This window comes from Chromobacterium sp. FG89 (genome assembly GCF_057808735.1).
Map to the genome: position 1 here is coordinate 171,111 of NZ_JBMDIQ010000008.1, position 20,245 is coordinate 191,355.

General features: G+C 65.2%; 24 protein-coding genes, 1 other RNA gene and 1 riboswitch. Of the genes, 5 read left to right on the plus strand and 20 right to left on the minus strand.

Annotated elements, in window-relative coordinates:
* Window positions 1-35: 35 nt before the first annotated feature.
* The 5 genes from leuS to ACODRW_RS10550 form a co-directional block, all read right to left on the minus strand.
* Window positions 36-2,654, minus strand: a complete 2,619-nt coding sequence (gene leuS, locus ACODRW_RS10530; protein WP_488905697.1) for a leucine--tRNA ligase — start codon at window positions 2,652-2,654, stop codon at window positions 36-38.
* A 177-nt stretch (window positions 2,655-2,831) separates the two neighbouring features.
* Complete coding sequence (locus tag ACODRW_RS10535) at window positions 2,832-3,221, minus strand: hypothetical protein (protein WP_488905698.1); 390 nt, start codon at window positions 3,219-3,221, stop codon at window positions 2,832-2,834.
* A gap of 207 nt (window positions 3,222-3,428) precedes the next feature.
* Entirely contained in the window at window positions 3,429-4,382 is a 954-nt protein-coding gene (gene pip / locus ACODRW_RS10540; protein WP_488905699.1) for a prolyl aminopeptidase, read from the minus strand.
* A gap of 167 nt (window positions 4,383-4,549) precedes the next feature.
* Window positions 4,550-5,359: a sulfite exporter TauE/SafE family protein gene (locus ACODRW_RS10545; protein ID WP_107801130.1), complete on the minus strand. Its 810-nt coding sequence runs from the start codon at window positions 5,357-5,359 to the stop codon at window positions 4,550-4,552.
* Window positions 5,353-5,817, minus strand: coding sequence for an EVE domain-containing protein (locus ACODRW_RS10550; protein WP_227106370.1), 465 nt, complete (start codon window positions 5,815-5,817; stop codon window positions 5,353-5,355). Before ACODRW_RS10550 ends, ACODRW_RS10545 begins: the two co-directional genes overlap by 7 nt.
* A 126-nt stretch (window positions 5,818-5,943) precedes the next feature.
* Here ACODRW_RS10550 and ACODRW_RS10555 point away from each other — a divergent pair, with 126 nt between their 5' ends.
* Window positions 5,944-6,135: a hypothetical protein gene (locus ACODRW_RS10555; RefSeq protein WP_488905700.1), complete on the plus strand. Its 192-nt coding sequence runs from the start codon at window positions 5,944-5,946 to the stop codon at window positions 6,133-6,135.
* Here ACODRW_RS10555 and ACODRW_RS10560 read toward each other — a convergent pair.
* The 8 genes from ACODRW_RS10560 to ACODRW_RS10595 all read right to left on the minus strand — a co-directional run bounded on the left by ACODRW_RS10560 (window position 6,132) and on the right by ACODRW_RS10595 (window position 11,108).
* Window positions 6,132-6,464 (minus strand): DUF1294 domain-containing protein, encoded by a 333-nt coding sequence (locus ACODRW_RS10560; protein ID WP_107801133.1) that lies wholly within the window; start codon window positions 6,462-6,464, stop codon window positions 6,132-6,134. The genes ACODRW_RS10555 and ACODRW_RS10560 overlap by 4 nt on opposite strands.
* A complete protein-coding gene (locus ACODRW_RS10565) occupies window positions 6,455-7,081 on the minus strand; it encodes a 5-formyltetrahydrofolate cyclo-ligase (protein ID WP_488905701.1) in 627 nt (208 codons plus the stop codon). Before ACODRW_RS10565 ends, ACODRW_RS10560 begins: the two co-directional genes overlap by 10 nt.
* A gap of 10 nt (window positions 7,082-7,091) precedes the next feature.
* Window positions 7,092-7,275: non-coding RNA, 6S RNA (gene ssrS / locus ACODRW_RS10570), on the minus strand.
* Between the two features lie 31 nt (window positions 7,276-7,306).
* Window positions 7,307-7,618 carry a cell division protein ZapA gene (locus ACODRW_RS10575; RefSeq protein WP_019101793.1) on the minus strand — a complete coding sequence of 104 codons (312 nt, stop codon included), beginning with the start codon at window positions 7,616-7,618 and terminating at the stop codon, window positions 7,307-7,309.
* Window positions 7,615-7,824 carry a hypothetical protein gene (locus tag ACODRW_RS10580; RefSeq protein WP_048409989.1) on the minus strand — a complete coding sequence of 70 codons (210 nt, stop codon included), beginning with the start codon at window positions 7,822-7,824 and terminating at the stop codon, window positions 7,615-7,617. Before ACODRW_RS10580 ends, ACODRW_RS10575 begins: the two co-directional genes overlap by 4 nt.
* Before the next feature lie 21 nt (window positions 7,825-7,845).
* Window positions 7,846-8,718: a cobalamin-binding protein gene (locus tag ACODRW_RS10585; RefSeq protein ID WP_488905702.1), complete on the minus strand. Its 873-nt coding sequence runs from the start codon at window positions 8,716-8,718 to the stop codon at window positions 7,846-7,848.
* Window positions 8,715-9,248, minus strand: coding sequence for a bifunctional adenosylcobinamide kinase/adenosylcobinamide-phosphate guanylyltransferase (gene cobU, locus ACODRW_RS10590; protein WP_488905703.1), 534 nt, complete (start codon window positions 9,246-9,248; stop codon window positions 8,715-8,717). The genes ACODRW_RS10585 and cobU overlap by 4 nt, the downstream gene beginning before the upstream one ends.
* Window positions 9,249-9,257: 9 nt before the next feature.
* Window positions 9,258-11,108 carry a TonB-dependent receptor domain-containing protein gene (locus ACODRW_RS10595; RefSeq protein ID WP_488905704.1) on the minus strand — a complete coding sequence of 617 codons (1,851 nt, stop codon included), beginning with the start codon at window positions 11,106-11,108 and terminating at the stop codon, window positions 9,258-9,260.
* 182 nt (window positions 11,109-11,290) lie between these two features.
* Window positions 11,291-11,535, minus strand: a riboswitch (cobalamin riboswitch).
* Window positions 11,536-11,684: 149 nt separating this feature from the next.
* On the opposite strand from ACODRW_RS10595, the gene cobT reads away from it, so the two are divergent.
* The 4 genes from cobT (at window position 11,685) to ACODRW_RS10615 (ending at window position 14,597) form a co-directional block, all read left to right on the plus strand.
* Window positions 11,685-12,728, plus strand: a complete 1,044-nt coding sequence (gene cobT / locus ACODRW_RS10600; protein WP_107801138.1) for a nicotinate-nucleotide--dimethylbenzimidazole phosphoribosyltransferase — start codon at window positions 11,685-11,687, stop codon at window positions 12,726-12,728.
* Window positions 12,725-13,327 (plus strand): histidine phosphatase family protein, encoded by a 603-nt coding sequence (locus ACODRW_RS10605; RefSeq protein WP_107801139.1) that lies wholly within the window; start codon window positions 12,725-12,727, stop codon window positions 13,325-13,327. The genes cobT and ACODRW_RS10605 overlap by 4 nt, the downstream gene beginning before the upstream one ends.
* Window positions 13,315-14,043, plus strand: coding sequence for an adenosylcobinamide-GDP ribazoletransferase (cobS, locus tag ACODRW_RS10610; RefSeq protein WP_107801140.1), 729 nt, complete (start codon window positions 13,315-13,317; stop codon window positions 14,041-14,043). The genes ACODRW_RS10605 and cobS overlap by 13 nt, the downstream gene beginning before the upstream one ends.
* An 89-nt stretch (window positions 14,044-14,132) precedes the next feature.
* Complete coding sequence (locus tag ACODRW_RS10615) at window positions 14,133-14,597, plus strand: GNAT family N-acetyltransferase (RefSeq protein WP_488905705.1); 465 nt, start codon at window positions 14,133-14,135, stop codon at window positions 14,595-14,597.
* Between the two features lie 31 nt (window positions 14,598-14,628).
* Here ACODRW_RS10615 and speB read toward each other — a convergent pair whose 3' ends face one another.
* The 7 genes from speB to ACODRW_RS10650 form a co-directional block, all read right to left on the minus strand.
* Window positions 14,629-15,594 carry an agmatinase gene (gene speB / locus ACODRW_RS10620; RefSeq protein WP_107801142.1) on the minus strand — a complete coding sequence of 322 codons (966 nt, stop codon included), beginning with the start codon at window positions 15,592-15,594 and terminating at the stop codon, window positions 14,629-14,631.
* Window positions 15,595-15,744: 150 nt separating this feature from the next.
* A complete protein-coding gene (locus tag ACODRW_RS10625; protein ID WP_107801143.1) occupies window positions 15,745-16,524 on the minus strand; it encodes a YoaK family protein in 780 nt (259 codons plus the stop codon).
* Between the two features lie 144 nt (window positions 16,525-16,668).
* A complete protein-coding gene (locus ACODRW_RS10630; protein WP_488877196.1) occupies window positions 16,669-17,484 on the minus strand; it encodes an SPOR domain-containing protein in 816 nt (271 codons plus the stop codon).
* The gene (locus ACODRW_RS10635) at window positions 17,481-18,197 is read right to left on the minus strand and encodes a type III pantothenate kinase (RefSeq protein ID WP_488905706.1); all 717 of its coding nucleotides are present in this window, start codon (window positions 18,195-18,197) and stop codon (window positions 17,481-17,483) included. Before ACODRW_RS10635 ends, ACODRW_RS10630 begins: the two co-directional genes overlap by 4 nt.
* Window positions 18,194-19,159, minus strand: coding sequence for a biotin--[acetyl-CoA-carboxylase] ligase (locus tag ACODRW_RS10640; protein WP_227106353.1), 966 nt, complete (start codon window positions 19,157-19,159; stop codon window positions 18,194-18,196). Before ACODRW_RS10640 ends, ACODRW_RS10635 begins: the two co-directional genes overlap by 4 nt.
* Window positions 19,156-19,656, minus strand: a complete 501-nt coding sequence (rfaE2, locus tag ACODRW_RS10645) for a D-glycero-beta-D-manno-heptose 1-phosphate adenylyltransferase (RefSeq protein ID WP_235085091.1) — start codon at window positions 19,654-19,656, stop codon at window positions 19,156-19,158. The genes ACODRW_RS10640 and rfaE2 overlap by 4 nt, the downstream gene beginning before the upstream one ends.
* Window positions 19,657-19,793: 137 nt before the next feature.
* Complete coding sequence (locus ACODRW_RS10650; RefSeq protein ID WP_488905707.1) at window positions 19,794-20,243, minus strand: type IV pilin protein; 450 nt, start codon at window positions 20,241-20,243, stop codon at window positions 19,794-19,796.
* Between the last annotated feature and the right edge of the window lie 2 nt (window positions 20,244-20,245).

A 20,245-nucleotide genomic window follows, 5' to 3' on the forward strand; every position in this document is an offset into this window, starting at 1 on the left:
CGCGATCCGCGACCCGGAGCCTAAGCCACGCCGGTTTACACCACGATGTTGACCAGGCGGCCCGGCACCACGATGATTTTCTTGGCCGGTTTGCCTTCCATGAACTTCTGCACGTTTTCATGCGCCAGCGCCGCCGCCTCGATCGCGTCCTTGGCCGCGTCGGCAGCCACGGTGACGCTGCCGCGCAGCTTGCCGCCCACTTGCACCATCAGTTCGATCTCGCTCTTGATCAGCGCGCTCTCGTCCACTTTCGGCCAAGCTTGTTGCAGCAATTCGCTGCCCGGACGCAAGGCGTTCCACAACGCGTCGCAGATATGCGGCACGATGGGGGACAGCAACAGGGTCACGGCTTCCAGCGTTTCCTGCGCCACGGCGCGGCCGGCGTCGCCGGAGGTGTCGGTCTTGTCGTAGGTGTTCAGCAGTTCCATCACCGCGGCGATGGCGGTGTTGAATTGCTGGCGGCGGCCGTAGTCGTCGGCCACTTTCTGGATGGTGGCGTGCAGCTTGAAGCGCAGGTCTTTCAGGCCGGCGCTCAGTTCGCCGCCGCTGTAAGCCGGCGCCAGGCCGGTTGCGACATGCTCGTTCGCCGCCTTCCACAAGCGCTTGAGGAAGCGGAACGCGCCTTCCACGCCGGCGTCCGACCATTCCAGGCTCTGCTCCGGCGGCGCGGCGAACATCATGAACAGGCGGGCGGTGTCCGCGCCGTAGTTTTCAATGAATTCCTGCGGGTCCACGCCGTTGTTCTTGGACTTGGACATTTTCTCGATGCCGCCCACCACGACCGGCAGGCCGTCCACGCGATGCTTGGCGGCCACGATCTTGCCCTTGGCGTCGCGCTCCAGCACCACGTCCTGCGGCGCGATCCAGTCGGTGGCGCCGTTGGGCAGTTCGCGATAGAAGGTTTCGCACACCACCATGCCCTGGGTCAGCAGGCTCTTGAACGGCTCGTCGCTGGACACCAGGCCCTCGTCGCGCATCAGCTTGTGGAAGAAGCGCGCGTACAGCAGGTGCAGGATGGCGTGTTCGATGCCGCCCACGTACTGGTCCACTTGCAGCCAGTAGTCGGCCGCCTTCTTGTCCACCATCGCGGTGTCGCACTTGGGCGAGGCGTAGCGCGCGTAGTACCAGCTGGACTCGACGAAGGTGTCCATGGTGTCGGTTTCGCGCTTGGCCGCGCCGCCGCATTTCGGGCAGCTGGTTTCGTAGAATTCCGGCATCTTGGCCAGCGGGGAGCCGGCGCCGTCCGGAATCACGTTCTCCGGCAGCGTCACCGGCAGGTCTTTTTCCGGCACCGGCACGTCGCCGCAGCTCTGGCAGTGGATGATGGGGATAGGGCAGCCCCAGTAGCGCTGGCGGGAAATGCCCCAGTCGCGCAGGCGGTATTGGGTTTTCTTCTGGCCGGAGGCCTTGGCTTCCAGATCGCCGACGATGGCGTCGAAGGCGGCGGCGAAGTTCAGGCCGTCGTATTTGCCGCTGCCCACGGTGCGGATGCTGTCGTCCTTGGCGGCGTACCAATCCTGCCAGGCGGCGGCATCGAAGTTGTCTTCGCCGCTGGCCGGCGCGTAGACCTGCTGGATCGGCAAGCGGTATTTGTTGGCGAACTCGAAATCGCGCTCGTCATGCGCCGGCACCGCCATCACCGCGCCTTCGCCGTAACCCCACAGCACGTAGTTGGCCACCCATACCGGCAGCTTGGCGCCGGTCAGCGGATGAACGACGAACAGGCCGGTGTCCATGCCCTTCTTTTCCATCTTGGCCACGTCGGCCTCGGCCACGGAGCCGGCCTTGCATTCGGCGATGAAGGCTTGCAGCTCGGCGTTGCCGGCCGCGGCCTGGCTGGCCAGCGGGTGTTCGGCGGCCACCGCCACATAGGTGGCGCCCATCAGGGTGTCGGGGCGGGTGGTGTAGACCTTGAGTTGGCCGGCATGGCCGATGCTGGCTTCGTCGTAGGCGAAGGCCACGTCGGAGCCGAAGCTCTTGCCTATCCAGTTGCGCTGCATGGTCTTGACCTGTTCCGGCCAGCCGTCCAGCTTGTCCAGATCCGCCAGCAGCTGCTCGGCGTAGTCGGTGATGCGGAAGTAGTACATCGGGATTTCGCGCTTTTCCACCAGCGCGCCGGAACGCCAGCCGCGGCCGTCCACCACTTGCTCGTTGGCCAGCACGGTCTGATCCACCGGGTCCCAGTTGACCACGCCGCTTTTCTTATAGATCACGCCTTTTTCAAACAAACGGGTGAACAGCCACTGTTCCCAGCGGTAGTAGTCCGGCTTGCAGGTGGCCAGCTCGCGGTCCCAGTCCAGCGCAAAGCCCAGGCTGTCCAGCTGCTGCTTCATGTATTCGATGTTGGCGTAGGTCCAGGCCGCCGGCGCGCCGCCGTTTTTCATCGCGGCGTTCTCGGCCGGCAGGCCGAAGGCGTCCCAGCCCATGGGCTGCAGCACGTTGAAGCCTTGCAGACGCTTGAAGCGGGCCAGCACGTCGGTGATGGTGTAGTTGCGCACATGGCCCATGTGCAGCTTGCCGGACGGATAGGGGAACATCGACAGCGCGTAGTATTTGGGACGCGACGCGTCTTCCACGGCTTTGAAAGCGGCAGTCTTCTGCCATTTCTGCTGGGCGGCGGCTTCCACCGCGCGCGGGCTGTATTGTTCTTGCATGGCGATCTTTATCTGGACTCTGAAATACAAAAGGCGGGCTGCCCGGAGGCGCCAGTGATGCGCTCCGCTCCGGATAGCCCGTCCGCAAAAAGGTTGCCCCCATTATAACGGCGTCTTCGCTTCCGCGATAAGACCCCAAAAAAACAAATGCTTGGCCGGCTCCTTGACCCGTCGCCGTCAAGGGCAGGGCTTGACGCCCCAGCCTTTGCGGCCGCGCCAGCAGGAGAAATCCTCCTTCACCGAGCGTATGGTCCAGACATTGCCTTCGCGGGAGAGCTGGAAGCGCTGGCGCATGCCCTTGACGCTGTCGTCCATCAGGCCTTCGCGCAACAGCGCGATGCTGGCCTTGTCGAAGGCTTCCGGCGGGCTGGTCTGGATCACTTTCAGGCTGCGGTATTCGAACTGGCCGTCTTCGCCCAGCCGGTTCTTGGCGAAGCGCAACACCACTTCCAGCGGCAGTTCGCCGGGCTGGCCGGCAAAGGGGAAGCGCGTCTCGTCGCTATAGGCGGAGGCGGCGGCGGGCATTCCGGCCAGTAAGGCCGCGGCGCAGAGAATGATGGTTTTCAATTGCCAGTCTTTCCTTGTCGAAAACCAGATTCGACCGGCCTACGCGCCAAATAGTTGCGCGGGCCTAGAAGCGATTCAAAGTCTGCCGCGCTTCGGCGATACGGCGTTGAAAACGCTTTCAGGATGCTCATGCGCCACCTGTGCATTCCGCCTCTTCAAGCGTTTTCGCCTTGTCTCGCCTTCGCTCGCGAGATCGTAAACACGTTCTTAGACCCGACCGGCCAGATGGGCGTCGCGGAAACGCTCCAATTGCCGCAGCAGCGCCTCGAGTATGCCCGGCTCCCACACAGAGTGGCCGGCGGCTTCCACCAGTTCGTAGTGGGCCTGCGGCCAGGCCTGGGCCAGCCTCAGCGCGGTGGAGGGCGGGCAGACCACGTCGTAACGGCCTTGCACGATGGCGGCGGGAATGTGGCGGATGCGCGCCAGCCCGTCCAGCAGCGCGCCTTCCGGCAAAAACACGCGGTTGACGAAGTAATGGGCCTCCAGCCGCGCCAGCGACAAGGCCACGTATTCGCTGCCGGCGCGCTCGGCGGCGTCGGCATTGGGGCGCAGCGCGACGCAAGCGCCCTCGTAGCGGCCCCAGGCGCGGCAGGCCGGCAGGTGCACCGCCGGGTCCGGATCGGTCAGCCGCCGGTAATAGGCGGCCAGCAAATCGCCGCGCTCCGCCTCCGGGATGGGCGCGACGAAGCGTTGCCACTCCTCGGGAAAGAACTGACCCATGCCGTGCAGAAACCAGTCGATCTCGCGGCGCTCGCCCAGGAAAATGCCGCGCAGAATCAGGCCGCTGACCCGCTCCGGATGCGCCTGGGCGTAAGCCAGCGCCAGCGTGCTGCCCCAGGAGCCGCCGAACACCAGCCAGCGCTCTATGCCCAGTTGCTCGCGCAGCCGCTCGATGTCCGCCACCAGATGGGCGGTGCTGTTGTCGCGCAGCTCGCCGCGCGGCGAGGAGCGGCCGCTGCCGCGCTGGTCGAACAAGACCGCGCGGTAAAAACCGGGGTCGAACAATTGGCGGCAGGCCGACACGCAGCCGTCGCCGGGCCCGCCGTGCAGATAGAGGACCGGATACCCCTGCGGCTGGCCGCACTGCTCCCAATACATGGAATGCAAGCCGTCCAGCGGCAGCATGCCGCTGGCAAACGGTTCTATCGGCGGATACAGCATGGCTTCTCCATCAAAAGTCGGTTTCTTAGAGCCTGTTCAAAGTCTCGCGAGCCAGAGCGAGACAAGGCGAAAATTAGCGAAAAAGCGGAATGTACGAGGGGTACTGAGCATTTTGAGCTGGTTTTTAACGCCGTATCGCCAAAGCACAACAGACTATGAACAGGTTCTTAGCCGCGCAGCAGGCTATACAACATCTCACTGGCCATCGTCGCCATCAAGGCGGCGAACACCTGCTTCAAACGGGCCACCGGCAGCTTGTGCGCGGCGCGCGCGCCCAGCGGCGCCATCAGCACCGTCATCAGCATCAGCGCCAGCATCGCCGGCAGGTAGATAAAACCCAAGGCGCCTGCCGGCAAGCCGGCAACGCTCCAGCCGCTGTAGAGATAGCCGACGGCGCCGGACACGGCGATGGGCCAGCCCAAGGCCGCGCTGGTGGCGATGGCGGTGTGCACCGGCACATTGCACCAGCTCATATAAGGCACGCTCATGGAACCGCCGCCTATGCCCACCCAGCTGGAGATCATGCCTATCGCGCCGCCGGCGCCCCACTGCCCGGCCTGGCCCGGCATTCCGCGGCTGGCTTGCGGCTTAAGATTGAAGAACATCTGCACGGCGACCAGGTAGGCGTAGCCGACGAAGAACCATTTCAACGCCAGCCCGGAAATCGCGCCGGCGATCAGGCTGCCCAGCAAGGTGCCGACCACCATCGCCGGCGCCATCGCCCGTACAATGCGCCAGTCCACCGCGCCCTTTTTATGATGAGCGCGCACGCTGGACAGGCTGGTGAACACCATTACCGCCAGCGAGGTGCCCACCGCCAGATGCTGAGCATGGTCGCCGCCCAAATGCGCGGCGGACAAGACCCCCAACACCACGGGCACGATGACCAGGCCGCCGCCGACGCCGAGCAGGCCGGCCAGAAAGCCGGCCACCGCGCCGCAGGCCAGCAGCGCCAGAATCAGCGGCACGCTCAGCATGCCAGCAGCTGTTCAGTGATATAGCGCCATTCGTCCTCGCTCAGAGGGGTAATGGACAGCCGGTTGCCGCGCTTGAGCACCGTCATCTCCGCCAGCGGCGGGTGTCGGCGCAGCTCGGCCGGGGACAGCAGCCGGGTCTTGCGCAGAAAACGCACGTCCACCGCCAGCCAGCGCGGCGCGTCGGGAGAGGACTTGGGGTCGTAGTAAGGGCTTTCCGGGTCGAACTGGCTGGAGTCCGGATGCGCGGAGGCGGCGATTTCCGCCAGGCCGGCCACGCCCGGCTCCGGGCAGGACGAGTGCCAGAACAGCAGCCGGTCCCCCTCTTGCATGCCGTCGCGCATGAAGTTGCGCGCCTGGTAATTACGCACGCCGGTCCACTCGAACAAGCGTTCGGGCTCGGCGGCGAGATCGTCGATCGAGGTATCGTCCGGTTCGGACTTCATCAGCCAGTATCGCATGGGCAATGTCTGTTAATCAGTCAGGGAAAGGGTTAACGCTTGCTCAATCTTACTGGAAAGATTGCGGCTTAGGCTGTCTTCACCGCCCCGAAAGGGGGTTCTGAAGCGATATGGAAAGGGAAGACCATGAAAACGCATGAAAAACAGCTGGTGATGGGCCTGTTGCTGAGCGGCGCCTTGAGCGCCTGCGTAGTGGTGCCGCCCCGGGCGGCGCCGGTAGTCGTCAGACCCGCGCCGGTGGTGGTGCGCCCGGCGCCCGTCGTGGTGACGCCCATCTACGGCTATTACGGCGACTACGGCCGCCGCCCCTGGCGCTAAGCCGCGCGCAGATACAGCCAGCCGCCCAGCAAGGCCAGATTCAGCGCCGCGCCGCACCAGAACAGCAGCCGAAACGGCTGCTTGACGGTTTTGTGGCGAAACAGCCGGCGCGCCATCAGGCCACCGGGCCAGCCGCATAGCACACCCAGCCACAGCAGCCGGGCTTCCGGCGTGCGCGGCCCGCCGCGCTCCGCCGCCCGCTTGTCGCGCCAGTACAGAATGAAGCAAAGCAGGCTCAGGCTCAGATACAGCCACGCCACCGCCCACTCCAGCCGCCCCAGCAGGGCCAAGGCCGGCAAAACGGCCAGGAAGACGATGGCTATCGGCATAGGGGGCTCAAAGGCAGCCGGCGCAAACCGGATTCGGTCAGCAAATAATCCAGCCGGACGTCCCAGGGCTCGCGCGGCACGCGCTCGACGCGCTGGCAATCGTAGGCCACGCCCACCAGCAAGGGCTTGCCGAACAAGCGCGCGCGCTGGCGGAAGGCCAGCGTGGTGTCGTAGAAGCCGCCGCCCTGCCCCATGCGATAGCCCTCGTCGTCGATGGCCAGCAGCGGCACGAACAACACGTCCAGCCGTTCGGCGCGCAGCGCCGGGCCATCGTATTCGGCGATCCGGTAGCGCGGATGCAGATACCAGCGGTCAGCCACGCCCAGACGGCTGAACCACAGCCGGCGGCCGCGCCGCGGAATCTGCGGCAGATAGACTTCCGCGCCGCGCCACAGCGCTGCGCTCATCAGGATTTCCAGATCCAGCTCCGAACCGGCGGCCAGATAAGCGCCCACGCGCTTGCCGCGCTTGAGCAGCCGCGAGGCGTGACGCGCGATCGCCCGCATCGCCTGCAAACGGTAAGAAGCGCTCAGGGCCTGACGCGCGCGGCGAATTTTCCTGCGTAATGCGGGCTTGTCGACGGGAAACGGATCGGAAACAAGAGAGGGTGCGGTCATGGCAGAGGGGGGAGCCCCCGCGAGTGTCGTTCGGGCAAAATTCGCTTGTACCCTGTTTCCAGGGAGGGCCGCCTGCCAGTCATTTCGGGCGCATCCTCAAGAGGACGCGGCACGCCCATGACTCACGCTGGCAGCCTGAAGCGAACGCATTGGTACAAAGGAATTGTGTGCCTTCACAAACACCGCAGGGGGTACTGACCTTGGTGTTCGCCAGCGGGCTGCGGTTTAAAACAGCGCTTGCTGGCTTTCGCGGAGCGCCTGGTCGGCTGCTTCGCTCATACTGCGTATTTTACGCTGAAACGCCGCCATCTCCAAGCCCTCTCCCACTTTTGTCTTTAACAAATCGTGGGCGATGTTCAAGGCGGCCATGATGGCGATCTTGTCGGCGTCCATCACCTTGCCGTGCTGCTGGATCATTTCGATCTTGCCGGCCAGCAGACGCACCGCCTCTTGCAGCGTTTCCTTTTCTTCCGCCGGGGTGCCGATGGTGAAGGAACGTCCCAGCAGTTCGATTTCAACCTGAGCCACGTCGCTCATTCCGCATCCTCCGACGCCTTGGGCAGGCGCTCGACCAGAGCCGCCACCCGCGCGCGGGTTTCGTTCACTCTGAAGTTCAGCTCCGCATTGTCGCGCAGCGCTTCGGACAGCGCTTCGGCAAAACGGCCGTTTTGTGTTTCAAGTTCGCGAATGCGCGCCACCAACGCCGTCACCCGCGACTCGAGATATTCCAGTTCCTTGTCCATGGCGGCGAGGATAGCCGGCGCTCACTTGGCCGTCAAACCCAGCCGCTGCCGCGCTGTGTCCAGCGCGAGACACAGGGCCGCCGCGCCGTCCACCAGCCGCGGGCCGGGCACGACCATGGTGTCGCCCGGCAAGGCGAACAAGGCGTCTTTGGCCACCGCCGGCAGCGTCTGCCAACGACGCCACATCCGCAGGCTGGCCTCGTCGCCGGCCAGAATGGCCTGCGGACGCGCGGCCACCACGGTGGCGGCGGACACTTGCGGCGCCGGCTGCCGGACATCGCCAAACACGTTGACGCCGCCGCATAAGCTGATCAGCGGCCCCATGAAGCTTTGATCGCTGACGGTGAAAATGGGCGTTTGGCTGACTTGATAGAACACCCGCACCGGCGCGCGCGCGCCGTAACGCCGGCGCAACTCGGCCAGGCGCTGGCGATAACTCGCGGCCGCCTTGCCGGCGGCGGCGTCCACGCCCGCCAGCCGCCCCAAGGCCAGCATTTCCTTGGCCACGTCGTCCGGCTGCAAAGGGTGGCTCAGATAGACGGGAATGCCCAGGCCGCGCAAGCGCTCCAGTTCGCGCGGCGCGCCGCCGTCGCGCCAGGCCACCACCAGATCCGGCCGCTGCCGCATCACCGCCTCCAGGCTGAAGCCGGTGAAGCTGCCCACCCGCGGCAAACGCTTGGCGGCGTCCGGATGGTCGCTATGTTCCACCGTGGCCACCAGCTTGTCGCCGGCGCCCACCGCGTACAGCATTTCCGTGGCGTGCGGCACCAGGGTCAGAATCCTTTGCGCCGGCTGCGTCAGCGTGATGGTCTGGCCGCCGCCGTCCTGGGCGCTGACCGCCGCCAAAGCCGGCAGCGCGCCCAGCAGCAAGGCCAGAACCGGCAACCGTCTCATATCTCGCCTTTCAACACCAGCGGCAAGCCGCAGGCCACCAGCGTCACCCGCTGGCAGACCGCCGCCACCGCTTGATTCACCCGCCCCAGCTCGTCGACGAAGCATCGGGTCTGGGCATTGGCCGACACCACGCCCCAGCCGATTTCATTGCTGACCAGCAGCACCTCGCCTCGGGCCTGTTCCAGCGCCGCCAGCAGCGCGGCGCGTTCCTGTTCGAAACCGGCGGTGTCGAAACCGCCGTCCTCGTTGAAAAAGCGCATCAGCCACATGCCCAGGCAGTCGACCAAGAGCAGGCCGCCCACCGCATCGCGACGCAGCAGCTCGGCGGCCAAGCCGCGGCCGGCCTCCGCTTGCGACCACGCCGCCGGACGCCGTCGACGATGGTGTTCGACGCGAGCGGCGAACTCCGCGTCGCCGCCGCGCAGCTCGGCCGTCGCCAGATAGCAGACCGGGCCCGGGTGGGCCAAAGCCAGGGTTTCGGCGTAGCGGCTCTTGCCGCTGCGCGCGCCGCCGGTGATCAGGTGAGGCATGGGAATTCCTTACTGACTGAAACGAACCCCAAGGAAAACACCCAGTCCGCCGGTGTTGTACCCATAAGCGGTTTCATATTCACGATTGAACAGATTGTCCGCTCGAGCCGTGGCAGTCCAATTTTTGGCAAAACGATAATTGGCAAAAATATTGGTCACGCCGTAACCATGCAGCGCTTTGGCCTCCGAATTAGCCGCATCTCCCGCTCTGCGCGACGCGACTTGCTGCTCCGCTCCCAGCGTCCATTTTTCCCACTGCTTAGCGGCGGATACGCTGGCACTCTGGCGCGGCCGGTTTGCCAACCAATTGCCTGTCTTATCGTCTCGCGCATCCATCAGCGTCAAGTTACCTTGCCAGTCGATACTGAGCCATTGAGCCCCCGCCTCCAATGACAGCCCCCGGATCGTTGCGCGATCCACATTGCTCGGGCGCCATGAATTGAAATCCGTGGGGTCGGTTTGCGCCCACTGAATCAACTGCTCCACTTTGTTCTGGAATAGGGTCAAGCTAGCCGAACGGCCATCTTTTCGGTATTGCAGGGCCAGTTCTGTATTCTTTGAACTTTCCGGCTTTAGATTGGGGTTGCCGCTGTCCGGATAGTACAGATCGTTAAAGGACGGTGCTTTATACCCTGTGCCATAACCTACACGCGCAAGCCAACCATCGGCGAAACGATAGCCATAACCGGCTTTACCGGTCATCTTCCCCCCAAATTGATCATCATGATCGTTTCGAAGGCTAGCTTGCAGAAGATGCTTGCCCAACTCCAACTGGTAGCTCACGAATCCGGCATTGGTGGTGCGGGTGTTTTTGGTATAGATACCATCGCTAGCGATTTTCTGGTCCAAATGGGAAGCGCCCAAAATAAATACGCCAACCTTGGTATTCAAGTCGTTCTGCCATTGCCATTCGTTCTGCGTTGTCTGAAAAAAGCTGGCACGTCGATCGAAATTGCCGTTATGAAACTCCTCGGACTTGTCCTGACTGCGGGCAAAACGCAGAGTGCTTGTCCAGACATCGTTGAAACGATTTTTTGATTCAACGCTCTGCCCAGTCAGGCGCGACTTGGAGCGATCCTGCCCCTTCCACGCACTGGTATAGTCAATGTCAGCCTCCGCAAAGGTCTGGAATAGACGCACAGTCAAATCATGGCCCGGCAACAAGGTCTGCGTCAGGCTAGCGGCATAGCTATCATTACGATACCCATCGTTGTCCGGGTTGTAGTAATACGTGTTGCGTGAATTCGTCGCCGAAAAACCATCGGACTGAGCGTGCGACAACTGCAGGCTATAAGCGGTATTTCCCGACTTCCCCGCTACGCCGGCGCTTAGCTTGCCGGTGCCTCGGCTGCCAAACTCCACCCCCGCGTTCCATCGCGGCTCGCCCTCGCCTTTGCGAGTGAAGATTTGAATCACCCCGCCGATGGCGTCTGCGCCGTATAAACTGGACGCAGGCCCCCGCAGAATTTCAATGCGCTCGATCTGGGCCAATGGAATATTCTGGATCGTCGTGGTACCGAGCGTGGCGGAATAAATTCGCACGCCGTCCACCAGCACTACCGTATGGCTATCCTTGTTGCCACGGATATAGATGCTGCTGGCGCTGCCTGGGCCGCCATTGCTGGCGATAGAAACAGCCGCTTGACGCGACAACACTTGTTGCAGGGTTTGCGCCCCGCTTTCTTCGATTTCCTCGCGCGTGACCACGGTCGCATCGGCTAGCGTGCGCGACAGCGGTTGCGCCACACGGCCCGCCGTCACCACCACCGGATCACCGGCGAACTCGGGCACATTGGCGGCATAGGCCTGGCCGGCGCAGGCCAGCGAGACCAGCAAGGCGCATTGTTGGGGTTTGAACATGAAACACACTCCACATCGAATCTGGCCGCCGCGGCGGCATGGTTAGGAAGAGTGCGAAGAAGGCATGATAAAGGGGGACGCCGCGGCAGGACGCCGGGCCGTCTGTCGGATCGCCTCCCCGCGATACTCCAGTGCGGCCGCCTTCCGGGCGGCCATTGGGCGGGCGCGAGTGTGGTTTCCATGATCGCGCATGCCAGCAGGCCGGTCTCCGGGCTCGGCCTTGCGGCGATGCGCCTTCCCATCCGATGGACAGTGGCCCTTGCATCGCCTGGGCGTTGAGGTTCAACGTCTCGCGCATCGAGCGCGACTCGGTTGAACAGCTTCACACGCCTGGCCTTACCGTTGCGGGGGCAGCGCCGGTCTTGCACCGGCTTCCCGTTTCATCCGCGGCGCTTGAGCCGCGGACACCTGCTAGGTTCCGGATTATACCGGAGAGCATCCCGACGGGATGGCGCCAAAAGAAATATGTTTAGTTAGGATCAAATCGTCCACCGGCTGCGGGTTGCCCCGGTGGCGGGCTATCGCTTAAAGTCGCCGCTGAATCACTCTCTCATCCAGGCTGGAGTTGGCCATCTCATGACATTCATCGATACCTTTCGCTCACCCGATTTCGCCGCCTACCAGGCCGCCCGCGCCCGCCAGGCCACACTCACCAAGCCGGCGGGCAGCCTGGGCAGGCTGGAAGAGCTGGCCTGCCGCTTCGCCGCCTGGCAGGGCAAGGTCTGCCCGGACGCGCTGCGGCCGGCGATCACGGTGTTCGCCGGCGATCACGGCGTGACGGCGGAAGGCGTATCCGCCTATCCCTCGGTGGTGACCGGCGAAATGGTGCGCAATTTCGCCAATGGCGGCGCGGCCATCTGCGTGTTGGCGCAAAGCCTGGACGCCAGGCTGGAGGTGGTGGACGCCGGCGTGCTCAGCGACGTCTCCGCGCTGCCCATCGTCCACGCCAAAGTGCGGGCCGGCACCGGCAATCTGGCCAGGGAGGCCGCAATGACGCCGGCACAGGCGGAGGCCGCGCTGGAAGTGGGCCGCCTGGCCGCGCGCCGCGCGCTGGACGGCGGCGCCAATTTGCTGATCGCCGGCGACATGGGCATAGGCAACACCACCGCATCCGCCGCGCTGATCTGCCGGCTGGCGGACTTGCCGCCGGAGCGCATCGTCGGCCGCGGCACCGGCCTGGACGAGGCCGGCCTGGACACCAAGCGCCAAGTGGTGCGCACCGCGCTGGCCCGCGTCGCCGGGCGCGATTTGTCCGCGCTGGACATCCTGGCCGAGCTGGGCGGCCTGGAAATTGCCGCCATGGCCGGCTTCTATCTGGAAAGCGCCGCGCAAGGCGCGCCGGCGCTGGTGGACGGCTTCATTTCCAGCGCCGCCGCGCTCTGCGCGCTGGCGCTGGAGCCGCGCGCGGGAGATTGGCTGCTGGCCAGCCACCGCTCGGAAGAAACCGGCCACCTGCTGGCGCTGCACGCGCTGAAGCTGGAGCCGGTGCTGGACCTGGGCATGCATCTGGGCGAGGGATCCGGCGCCGCCTTGTGCGTGCCCTTGCTGCAAATGGCCATCCGCCTGCACAACGAGATGGCCACCTTCGCCGAGGCGGGCATCACCGGAAAAGCGGAATGAACCCCTATACCCTGACCCTGTTGCGTCACGGCGAAATCGATCATGAGGGCCGCTTGATCGGCAGTTGCGATCTGCCGCTGAACGCCACCGGACACATTCAGATGGCGCAAAGCTGGCAGCGCATTTGCGCGCTGGCGCCGGTGACGGCGATGGCCAGCTCGCCTTTGCAGCGTTGCCGCGAGTTCGCGGTCCAGCACGCTCTGCACGGCTCGCTGACGCTGAAAGTGGACCCGCGCTTCGCGGAAATGGACTTTGGCGACTGGGACGGCATGGACGTGCAGGTGCTGGCGCAGCGCTATCCGGACTGGCGCGCCAAACTGGCGGCCGGGGAGCTGACGCCGCCGGGCGGCGAAGCCTACGATGGCTTCCGCACCCGAGTGCTGGCCGGCCTGTCCGAGTGGATGACCACGGCCAGCGGCAGCCACCGCGTGCTGGTCACCCACGGCGGTGTCATCACCACCTTGCTGGCGGAGTTGCTGGGCGCCGATTTTGCGGTGGCCAAGCTGATGACGGTGCAGCGCGGCGGCTTTGCCCAATTATCCATCCTGGACGGGCACCCGGCCTATTTGATGCGGCTGGAAGCACCGTGCGCGGACTGATTCTGGCGCTGCAGTTCCTGACCCGCCTGCCCACGCCGCAGCTGCGCGAGTTCAAGCCCGAGTGGTTGGCCGACAGCGCGCGCTGGTTCGCCGCGGTGGGCTTGATCATCGGCGCGCTATTGCTGGCGGCGCTGACCCTGGGCCGCCTGAGCGATCCTTGGCTGGCGGCGCTGCTGGCGCTCTTGATGTGGACCTGGGTCACCGGCGGCCTGCATCTGGACGGCTTGGGCGATCTCGCCGACGCGCTGGGCGCCGCCCACCGTTCGCGCGAACGTTTCTTCGAGGTGCTGAAAGATCCTCACGTCGGCAGCTTCGGCGCGCTGGCGCTGATCCTGGCCGTCGTCGCCAAGCTGATCTTGCTGATGTTGCTGGCCAAACAGCCTGCGCCGCCTTGGGGCCTGCTGCTGATCCCCGCCTGGTGCCGCTGTTTCGCGGTGTACTGGTCGGCCAGCCTGCCGGCGATCGCGCCTGGCAGCGGCGAGCGCTTCGCCTGGCGGCGGCACGGCCCCAGCCTGGCGGTCAACGCGGCGCTGCTGGCGGCGCTGTCGGCCTGGCTGGCCCCGGCATTGCTGCTGGCGCCTTTGGCGGCGCTGGCCTGGCGGCGCTTCCTGCTGCGCAAGCTGGGCGGCATGACCGGGGACTGCCTGGGCGCGGGCATTGAGCTGTGCGAAATCGGCCTCTTGCTGCTTTTGGCGGTCCGCTGGCCGGCGCTCTAGTAGCGCTGCAACGATACCGCCATCTCCCCGTCATCCCGCGGTGATGCCGAGCGCGGATACTGGCGGCGTCGTCATCGCACGGAGCCGCCATGGCCCATCTGGAGATCAGCTGCGAGCGCGGCCGGCTGGACCGCGACATGATTCAGCGCTTCCTGTCTCAAACCCACTGGGCGCAAGGCCTGACGCCGGAGCAGCTGGACAAGGCCATAGCGCACTCGCTGGTGTTCGGCGCCTACCGCGGACAACGGCAACTGGGCTTTGCCCGCATCGTCACCGACTACGCCAGCTTCGCCTATTTGTCCGATGTGTTCGTGCTGGCCGAGGTCCGTCGCCTCGGCGTCGGCCGCGCCTTGATGGAGGCGGCGCTGGCCCACCCCGAGCTGCAGCAGCTGCGGCGCTTTCTGCTGGTGTCCCGCGACGCGCGCCCGTTCTACCGCCGGCTGGGCTTTGCCGAACTGCGCGACGGCGAATGCTATATGGAGCTGCGGCGCGGGCCGGCGGCACAGCCGGCGCGAGCCTGGTCCTGGTTCCGCGCAAATAAAAACGCCGCTTGATGAGAGCGGCGTTCTTGCATGCGTCAACGGTTCAAAGCGTGCCGGCCAGCTTCTTATTGCGCATCAGGCACAGCATGTCACAGGCCAGATGCGCGGCGGCGAGGGCGGTCACCTCGCTATTGTCGTACGCGGGCGCCACTTCCACCACGTCCATGCCGACGATGTTCAGATCGCCCAGATTGCGGACGATCTTCAAAGCCTGAGCGCTGCTGAGGCCGCCCGGCACCGGAGTGCCGGTGCCCGGCGCGAAGGCCGGGTCCAGACAGTCGATATCGAAGGTCAGGTAGACCGGGCTGTCGCCGATCACTTCCTTGATGCGCGCGATGGTGGCGTCCACGCCGTTGTCGTGCACCCAGGGCGCGTTCAGCACATTCATGCCCATGAAGTCGTCGTTCCAGGTGCGGATGCCCACTTGCACCGACTTCTTCGGATCGATCAGGCCATCCTTCACCGCCTTGTAGAACATGGTGCCGTGGTTCAGGCTGTCCGGCTCGTCGTCCGGCCAGGTGTCGCAGTGCGCGTCGAAATGCAGCAGCGCCAGCGGCTTGCCGTATTTCTCCGCGTGCGCGATCAGCAGCGGGTAGGTAATGAAATGGTCGCCGCCGAAGGTCAGCATCTTGGCGCCGGAGGCCAGGATGGTGCGCGCGTGCTCGATGATAGAGGGCTTGATGGTCAGCGGATTATGCGCGTCGAACCAGCAATCGCCGTAGTCGATCACGGCCAGATCGTCGAAGGGGTTGAAGCCCCAGGGGAAGGGGCTCAACTCGGCCAGCTGCACGCTGGCGGCGCGGATCGCCTGCGGACCCAGCCGCGCGCCGGAGCGGAAGGTGGTGGACAGGTCCAGCGGAATGCCGGACACCACCACGTCGGCGCCGGTCAGATCTCGGCTGTAGTTGCGGCGCATGAAGGACAGCACGCCGGCATAGGTGTTTTCAATGGAAGAGCCGTACAGGCCCTGACGGCGGATCGCGCCGTCGCCGTAAATGGTTTCGCTCATGAATACTCTCCGCGAGAGAGTACGCCGGGCTCAGGCGTCCCGACGATTACCGTCCATCTTGCACAGCCGACGGCTTGAGGCTGCCGCCCCCCTTGGGGCGGAACCCCGAAGTTTGCCGCGATGCGCGCGGACGCACAAGAGCCAATCGAATCAATGGCTTTCCAGCTGGATGCGCCACAGCCGGAAACGCAGTCTCACGTCGTACCAGACCGGGCGCAGCCCCAGCAGGAACAAGAGCAGCGCCAGCGGCAGGGTGAAGCTGTATCCCATATGCTTGAAGCCCAGCGCGCCCACCACGCCGCCGCCGAAAAACGACAGCAGGATCAGCAGATAGGTGCGCAGCTTGACGCGGTTGGCGCGCACGTCCTTGACCTTGGGCATGCTTTCCCGGCCGTAGTAGCTGAGCTTGGCCAGCTCGATGCCGATGTCGGTGGCGATGCCGGTCATGTGGGTGCTGCGCAACAGGCCGCCGGACAGCTTGGTGACGATGGTGTTGTGCATGCCCATGATGAAGCAGAGCAGCATCACGGTCAGCGGAGTGAAAAAGCCCTTGTGCAAGGACAGCGCGGCCCCCAGCAGGCCAAACAGCAGCAGCAGGCCGGCCTCTTCCATCATGGACACGCCGTAGCCGCCGCGCAGACGCTGCCGGCGCGCCCACAGGATCAACCAGGAACTGTGCATGGCGCCGGCGATGAAGCACAGCAGCATCACCAGCAAGGACAGACCCAGCGTCACCTCGCCCAGCGCGAACTCGTCGGCCATGCCGGACACGATGCCGGACATGTGCGAGGTGTAGCGGTGCACGGCGAGAAAGCCGCCGGCGTTGAGCGCGCCGGCGATGAAGGCCATGGACCACCCCAAATGCCGCAAGGTGCGGTCATTGAAACGGCCCCGGTCCAACAGCCGGGTGATGTTGCTTCGTCTGGACATATCCTGCTGACAGAATGAACAACGGCGGCCAGAGGCCGCCGTCATCGGAGAAATGAAGACCTGCGCCTGCGCCCGCTTGGGGCGATGCTTGATAGTGCATCGCCGCGCCGGCGCTGGCAAGCGGTCAGATCAAGACTATCCGTCTCATCCGCAGGATTTCAGGCCGATTCCCGGCGTCAGCCGCTTTTGCAGCCCCTTAAGCTTGTCGGCCTGCTGCGCGTCCAGCGTCTTGAAGCTGAGCGTGGTCTTGCTCGCCTTCTGCCCCTTCTGCTGCACCAGCGCCTTGTCGTAGCCGGCCGCCTTCAGCCGCGCGGCCAGACCCTTGGCCGCGTCTTCCTTGCCGAACAGGCCCAGCGACAGATGGCCTTTGAAGTCGTCGTTCTTGACGATGTAGTTGTCAAAGCCCTTGCCCTTCAGTTCCGACGACAGCGTCGACGTCTCCGCCTGGGTGGCCAGCGGCGGATAATAGACCCAGAAGCGCCCGCCTCCGGCGGTTTCTTCCTTGCTGGCCTCGCTCAGCTGGCCGGCCTTGAGCTTGAGCTGCGGCACGCCTCCCTTGACCCTGGCCAGCAGCTTGTCGTCCAGCGGCCCCCATTGCAGGCAGGCCGCGGCGGCTTCCGCCGGCTTGGCCGTTTCGGCCTTGGGCTCCGGCTTGGCGGTCTCCGTTTTGGCAACCTCCGCCTTGGCGGCCGCTGTTTTCGGCGCGGACGCTTCCTGGGCCTTAGGCTTGGCCGCGGCCGGCTTGTCCGCTTTGGGCGCGGAAGATTCGCGCAGCGGCTCCGCCGCCGGGGCGGACGCGGCCGGCGCGGAGGCGTTCGGCTTCCAATTGGCCGGCAGCAGCTTGACCAGTTCCGGGCTCACTTCCTGCGCCCGCACGTCCGCCGGCGGACGCTGTTTGAACGAGCCATACATCGCCACCAGCAAATTCAGCACCACGACCAAGGCTAGAAACCACTTCATTTTTCGTTGGCCACTCTTAATAAGCCCAATAACACCAGATTATCCACGATCTCGACCGGCCCGGCGAGCCAAGGCGCCAAGCGCGCCGCGTCGCCGCCGGTCAACAGCACCCGCACCGGAGCGCGTCCGGTATGCGCCTGCAATTGCCGACGCTGCGTTTCCACCGCGCCGGTCAGCGCGTACACCGCGCCGCTGGCCAAGGCGTCTTCCGTGCCTTGCGGGAACGGCGTCACCACGCCGGCGGAACGGTCCAGATTGGCGGTGTTGCGCGCCAGGCTGCTCAACATCAGCTTCAGCCCGGGCACGATCAGCCCGCCCAGATAATCACCCTCGGCCGTCAAAGCCTCCACGGTCAGCGCGGTGCCGGCGCAGGCCACGATCAAGTCGTCCCTATGCAGTTGCCGCGCGGCCAGCACCGCCAGCCAGCGGTCGGCCCCCTGCTCGGCCGGGTTGCGGTAGGCGTTGCGCACATCGCCGAAACCGGCTTCCGCCCGCACCCATCGCAAGGGACAGGGCGTTGCCGCCTCCAAGGCTTGCGCCGCCTCCGCCCGCGCCACCGATGCGCCCCAGGCGGCCGTGATCGGCCATTGTCGCCAGACTTCAGCCAGGCTGGCGATGTCGCCGTGCTCCACCGCGCCCTGCACCAGCCAGTCACGGCCATCATGCACCGCCCATTTGACCCGGCTATTACCGGCGTCGATCAACAACTTCATGCCAGTTTCCTCAAACTGACCTCGCCGGCGTGATACGTCTTCACGCCGTCGGCGGTGTCCACCAGCAGGGCGCCGCTCTCGGCCACGCCGCGCGCCACGCCCTGCACCGGCTCGCCATGGGAAAAACTCAGGCAGACCGGCGCATCCTGATGCGCGGACAAGCTCATCCACTCCTGCCGCAAGGGCACGAAGCCATGACGGTCGAAATCGCTCAGCACCCGGTGCAGTTCGTTCAGCAGCTCCGCCAGCAACGCGCTGCGCGCCAGCTTGACGCCCGCCTCGGCCAAACAGGCCACCGGCTGATCCACTTCGCCCGGTTCACCCACATTCATGCCGATGCCGATCACCACCGCGGTCGGGCCCAGCGCGTCGCCGGACAGTTCTATCAGGATGCCGGCCAACTTGCGCTCGTTCAACAACACATCGTTCGGCCACTTCAAGGCCACCGGCGCGCCCAGCCGCCGCAGCGTCCGCGCCAAGGCCACCCCTACCGCCAGGGACAGGCCGGCCAATTGGGACAGGCCGCGGTCGAAGCGCCACAGCAGGGAGAACGTCAGACCCGAGCCCAACCGCGCCTGCCAGCGCCGTCCCAAGCGCCCGCGGCCGGCGGTTTGCAGCTCCGTCGCCAACACCAGGCCGTGCAGGCCGCCGCTGGCGGCGCGCGCCAGCAACTGGGAATTGGTGGAGTCGGTGCGCTCCGCCACCGCCAGCGTGAAGGTATCCGCTGCCGCCTCGCTCAGGCCGTCGCGGATGGCCGACACGTCCAGCCATTCAAACGGCGCTTCCAAGCGATAGCCCTGCCCGCGCACGCTGAATACGGTGACGCCCAGGTCTTGCTGGATGGCGTGCACCGCCTGCCAGACCAGGGTGCGGGAACAGCCCAGTTCGCCGGCGATGTCTTCGCCGGAATGGAAACGGCCGTCGGCGAGACGGCGCAGCACCGCGAAAGCGTGTTCGCTCACCGGCCGGCCTCGCTGGCCCGAATCTTATTCAAGGTGGAGGTGGTGGAGGTGTCGAACAGGAAGGGAATGGAGTGCACCTGGCCGCCGCGCGCCAGCGTCTCGGCGCTGCCGACGATCTTGTCCGGCGTCCAGTCGCCGCCCTTGACCAGCACATCGGGACGCACCTGCTCTATCAGCTGCGCCGGGGTGTCTTCGTCGAAACAGATCACCAGGCTGACGCTTTCCAAGGCGGCCAATACCGCCGCGCGGTTGTCCTGATGATTGATGGGCCGGTCGTCGCCCTTGCCCAGGCGGCGCACCGAGGCGTCGGTGTTCAAACCCAGCACCAGGCTGGCGCCCAAGGCGCGCGCCTGCGCGAGATAGGTCACATGCCCGCGGTGCAGGATATCGAAGCAGCCATTGGTGAAGACGATGGGGCGCGGCAAGGCCGCCAGCTTGTCCGCCAGCTGTTCCTGAGTGCAGATTTTATTTTCGAACAAAGGTGTCGGGTAGGACATCGGCTTCCTTCAAACTCGGCAATCGTCCATGGGCGGCCACGCCCCCATGGACATCAAGTTGCGAAGGATACCACAGCCCCCCACCGCTGCCGCTAGCCAAGCCGCGGACTCCGGTCCGCGGCTGTCTCGTTTCGCCCTCAGCGCCAGCAATTGCTGACGGTGCCGCTGGCAGCGCTCTTGCTGCCCAGGCTATTGAGGCTCAGCGTGCCGCAGCTCTCTCCCACTTGCCCGCCGGCCGGGGCCGCCTGCAAGGTATAGCCCTGGCCGTTAGCCAATGTGGCGGAGGCGCTCAGATCGCCCATGGTGATGGTGTAGCGGCTGTCCTGGCTGCTAATGCTGGAGGAGGCGTAGCTCAGCGCGGTCAGCGAGGACGCATAAACATTATTCAGCGTGAAGTATTTTTCCTGCGCCTGGGCGATGGCTTGCAGCTCGGTCTGCACTTCAGCCCGATAGGTGCGTTGCACGTAGTTGGTGTACGACGGCAAGGCGATGCTGACCAAAATGCCGATAATGGCCACCACGACAATCAGCTCTATCAAGGTGAAGCCGCGATGTGTCCGCCGCGCCGCTTTGCTGCGATATCCCATTC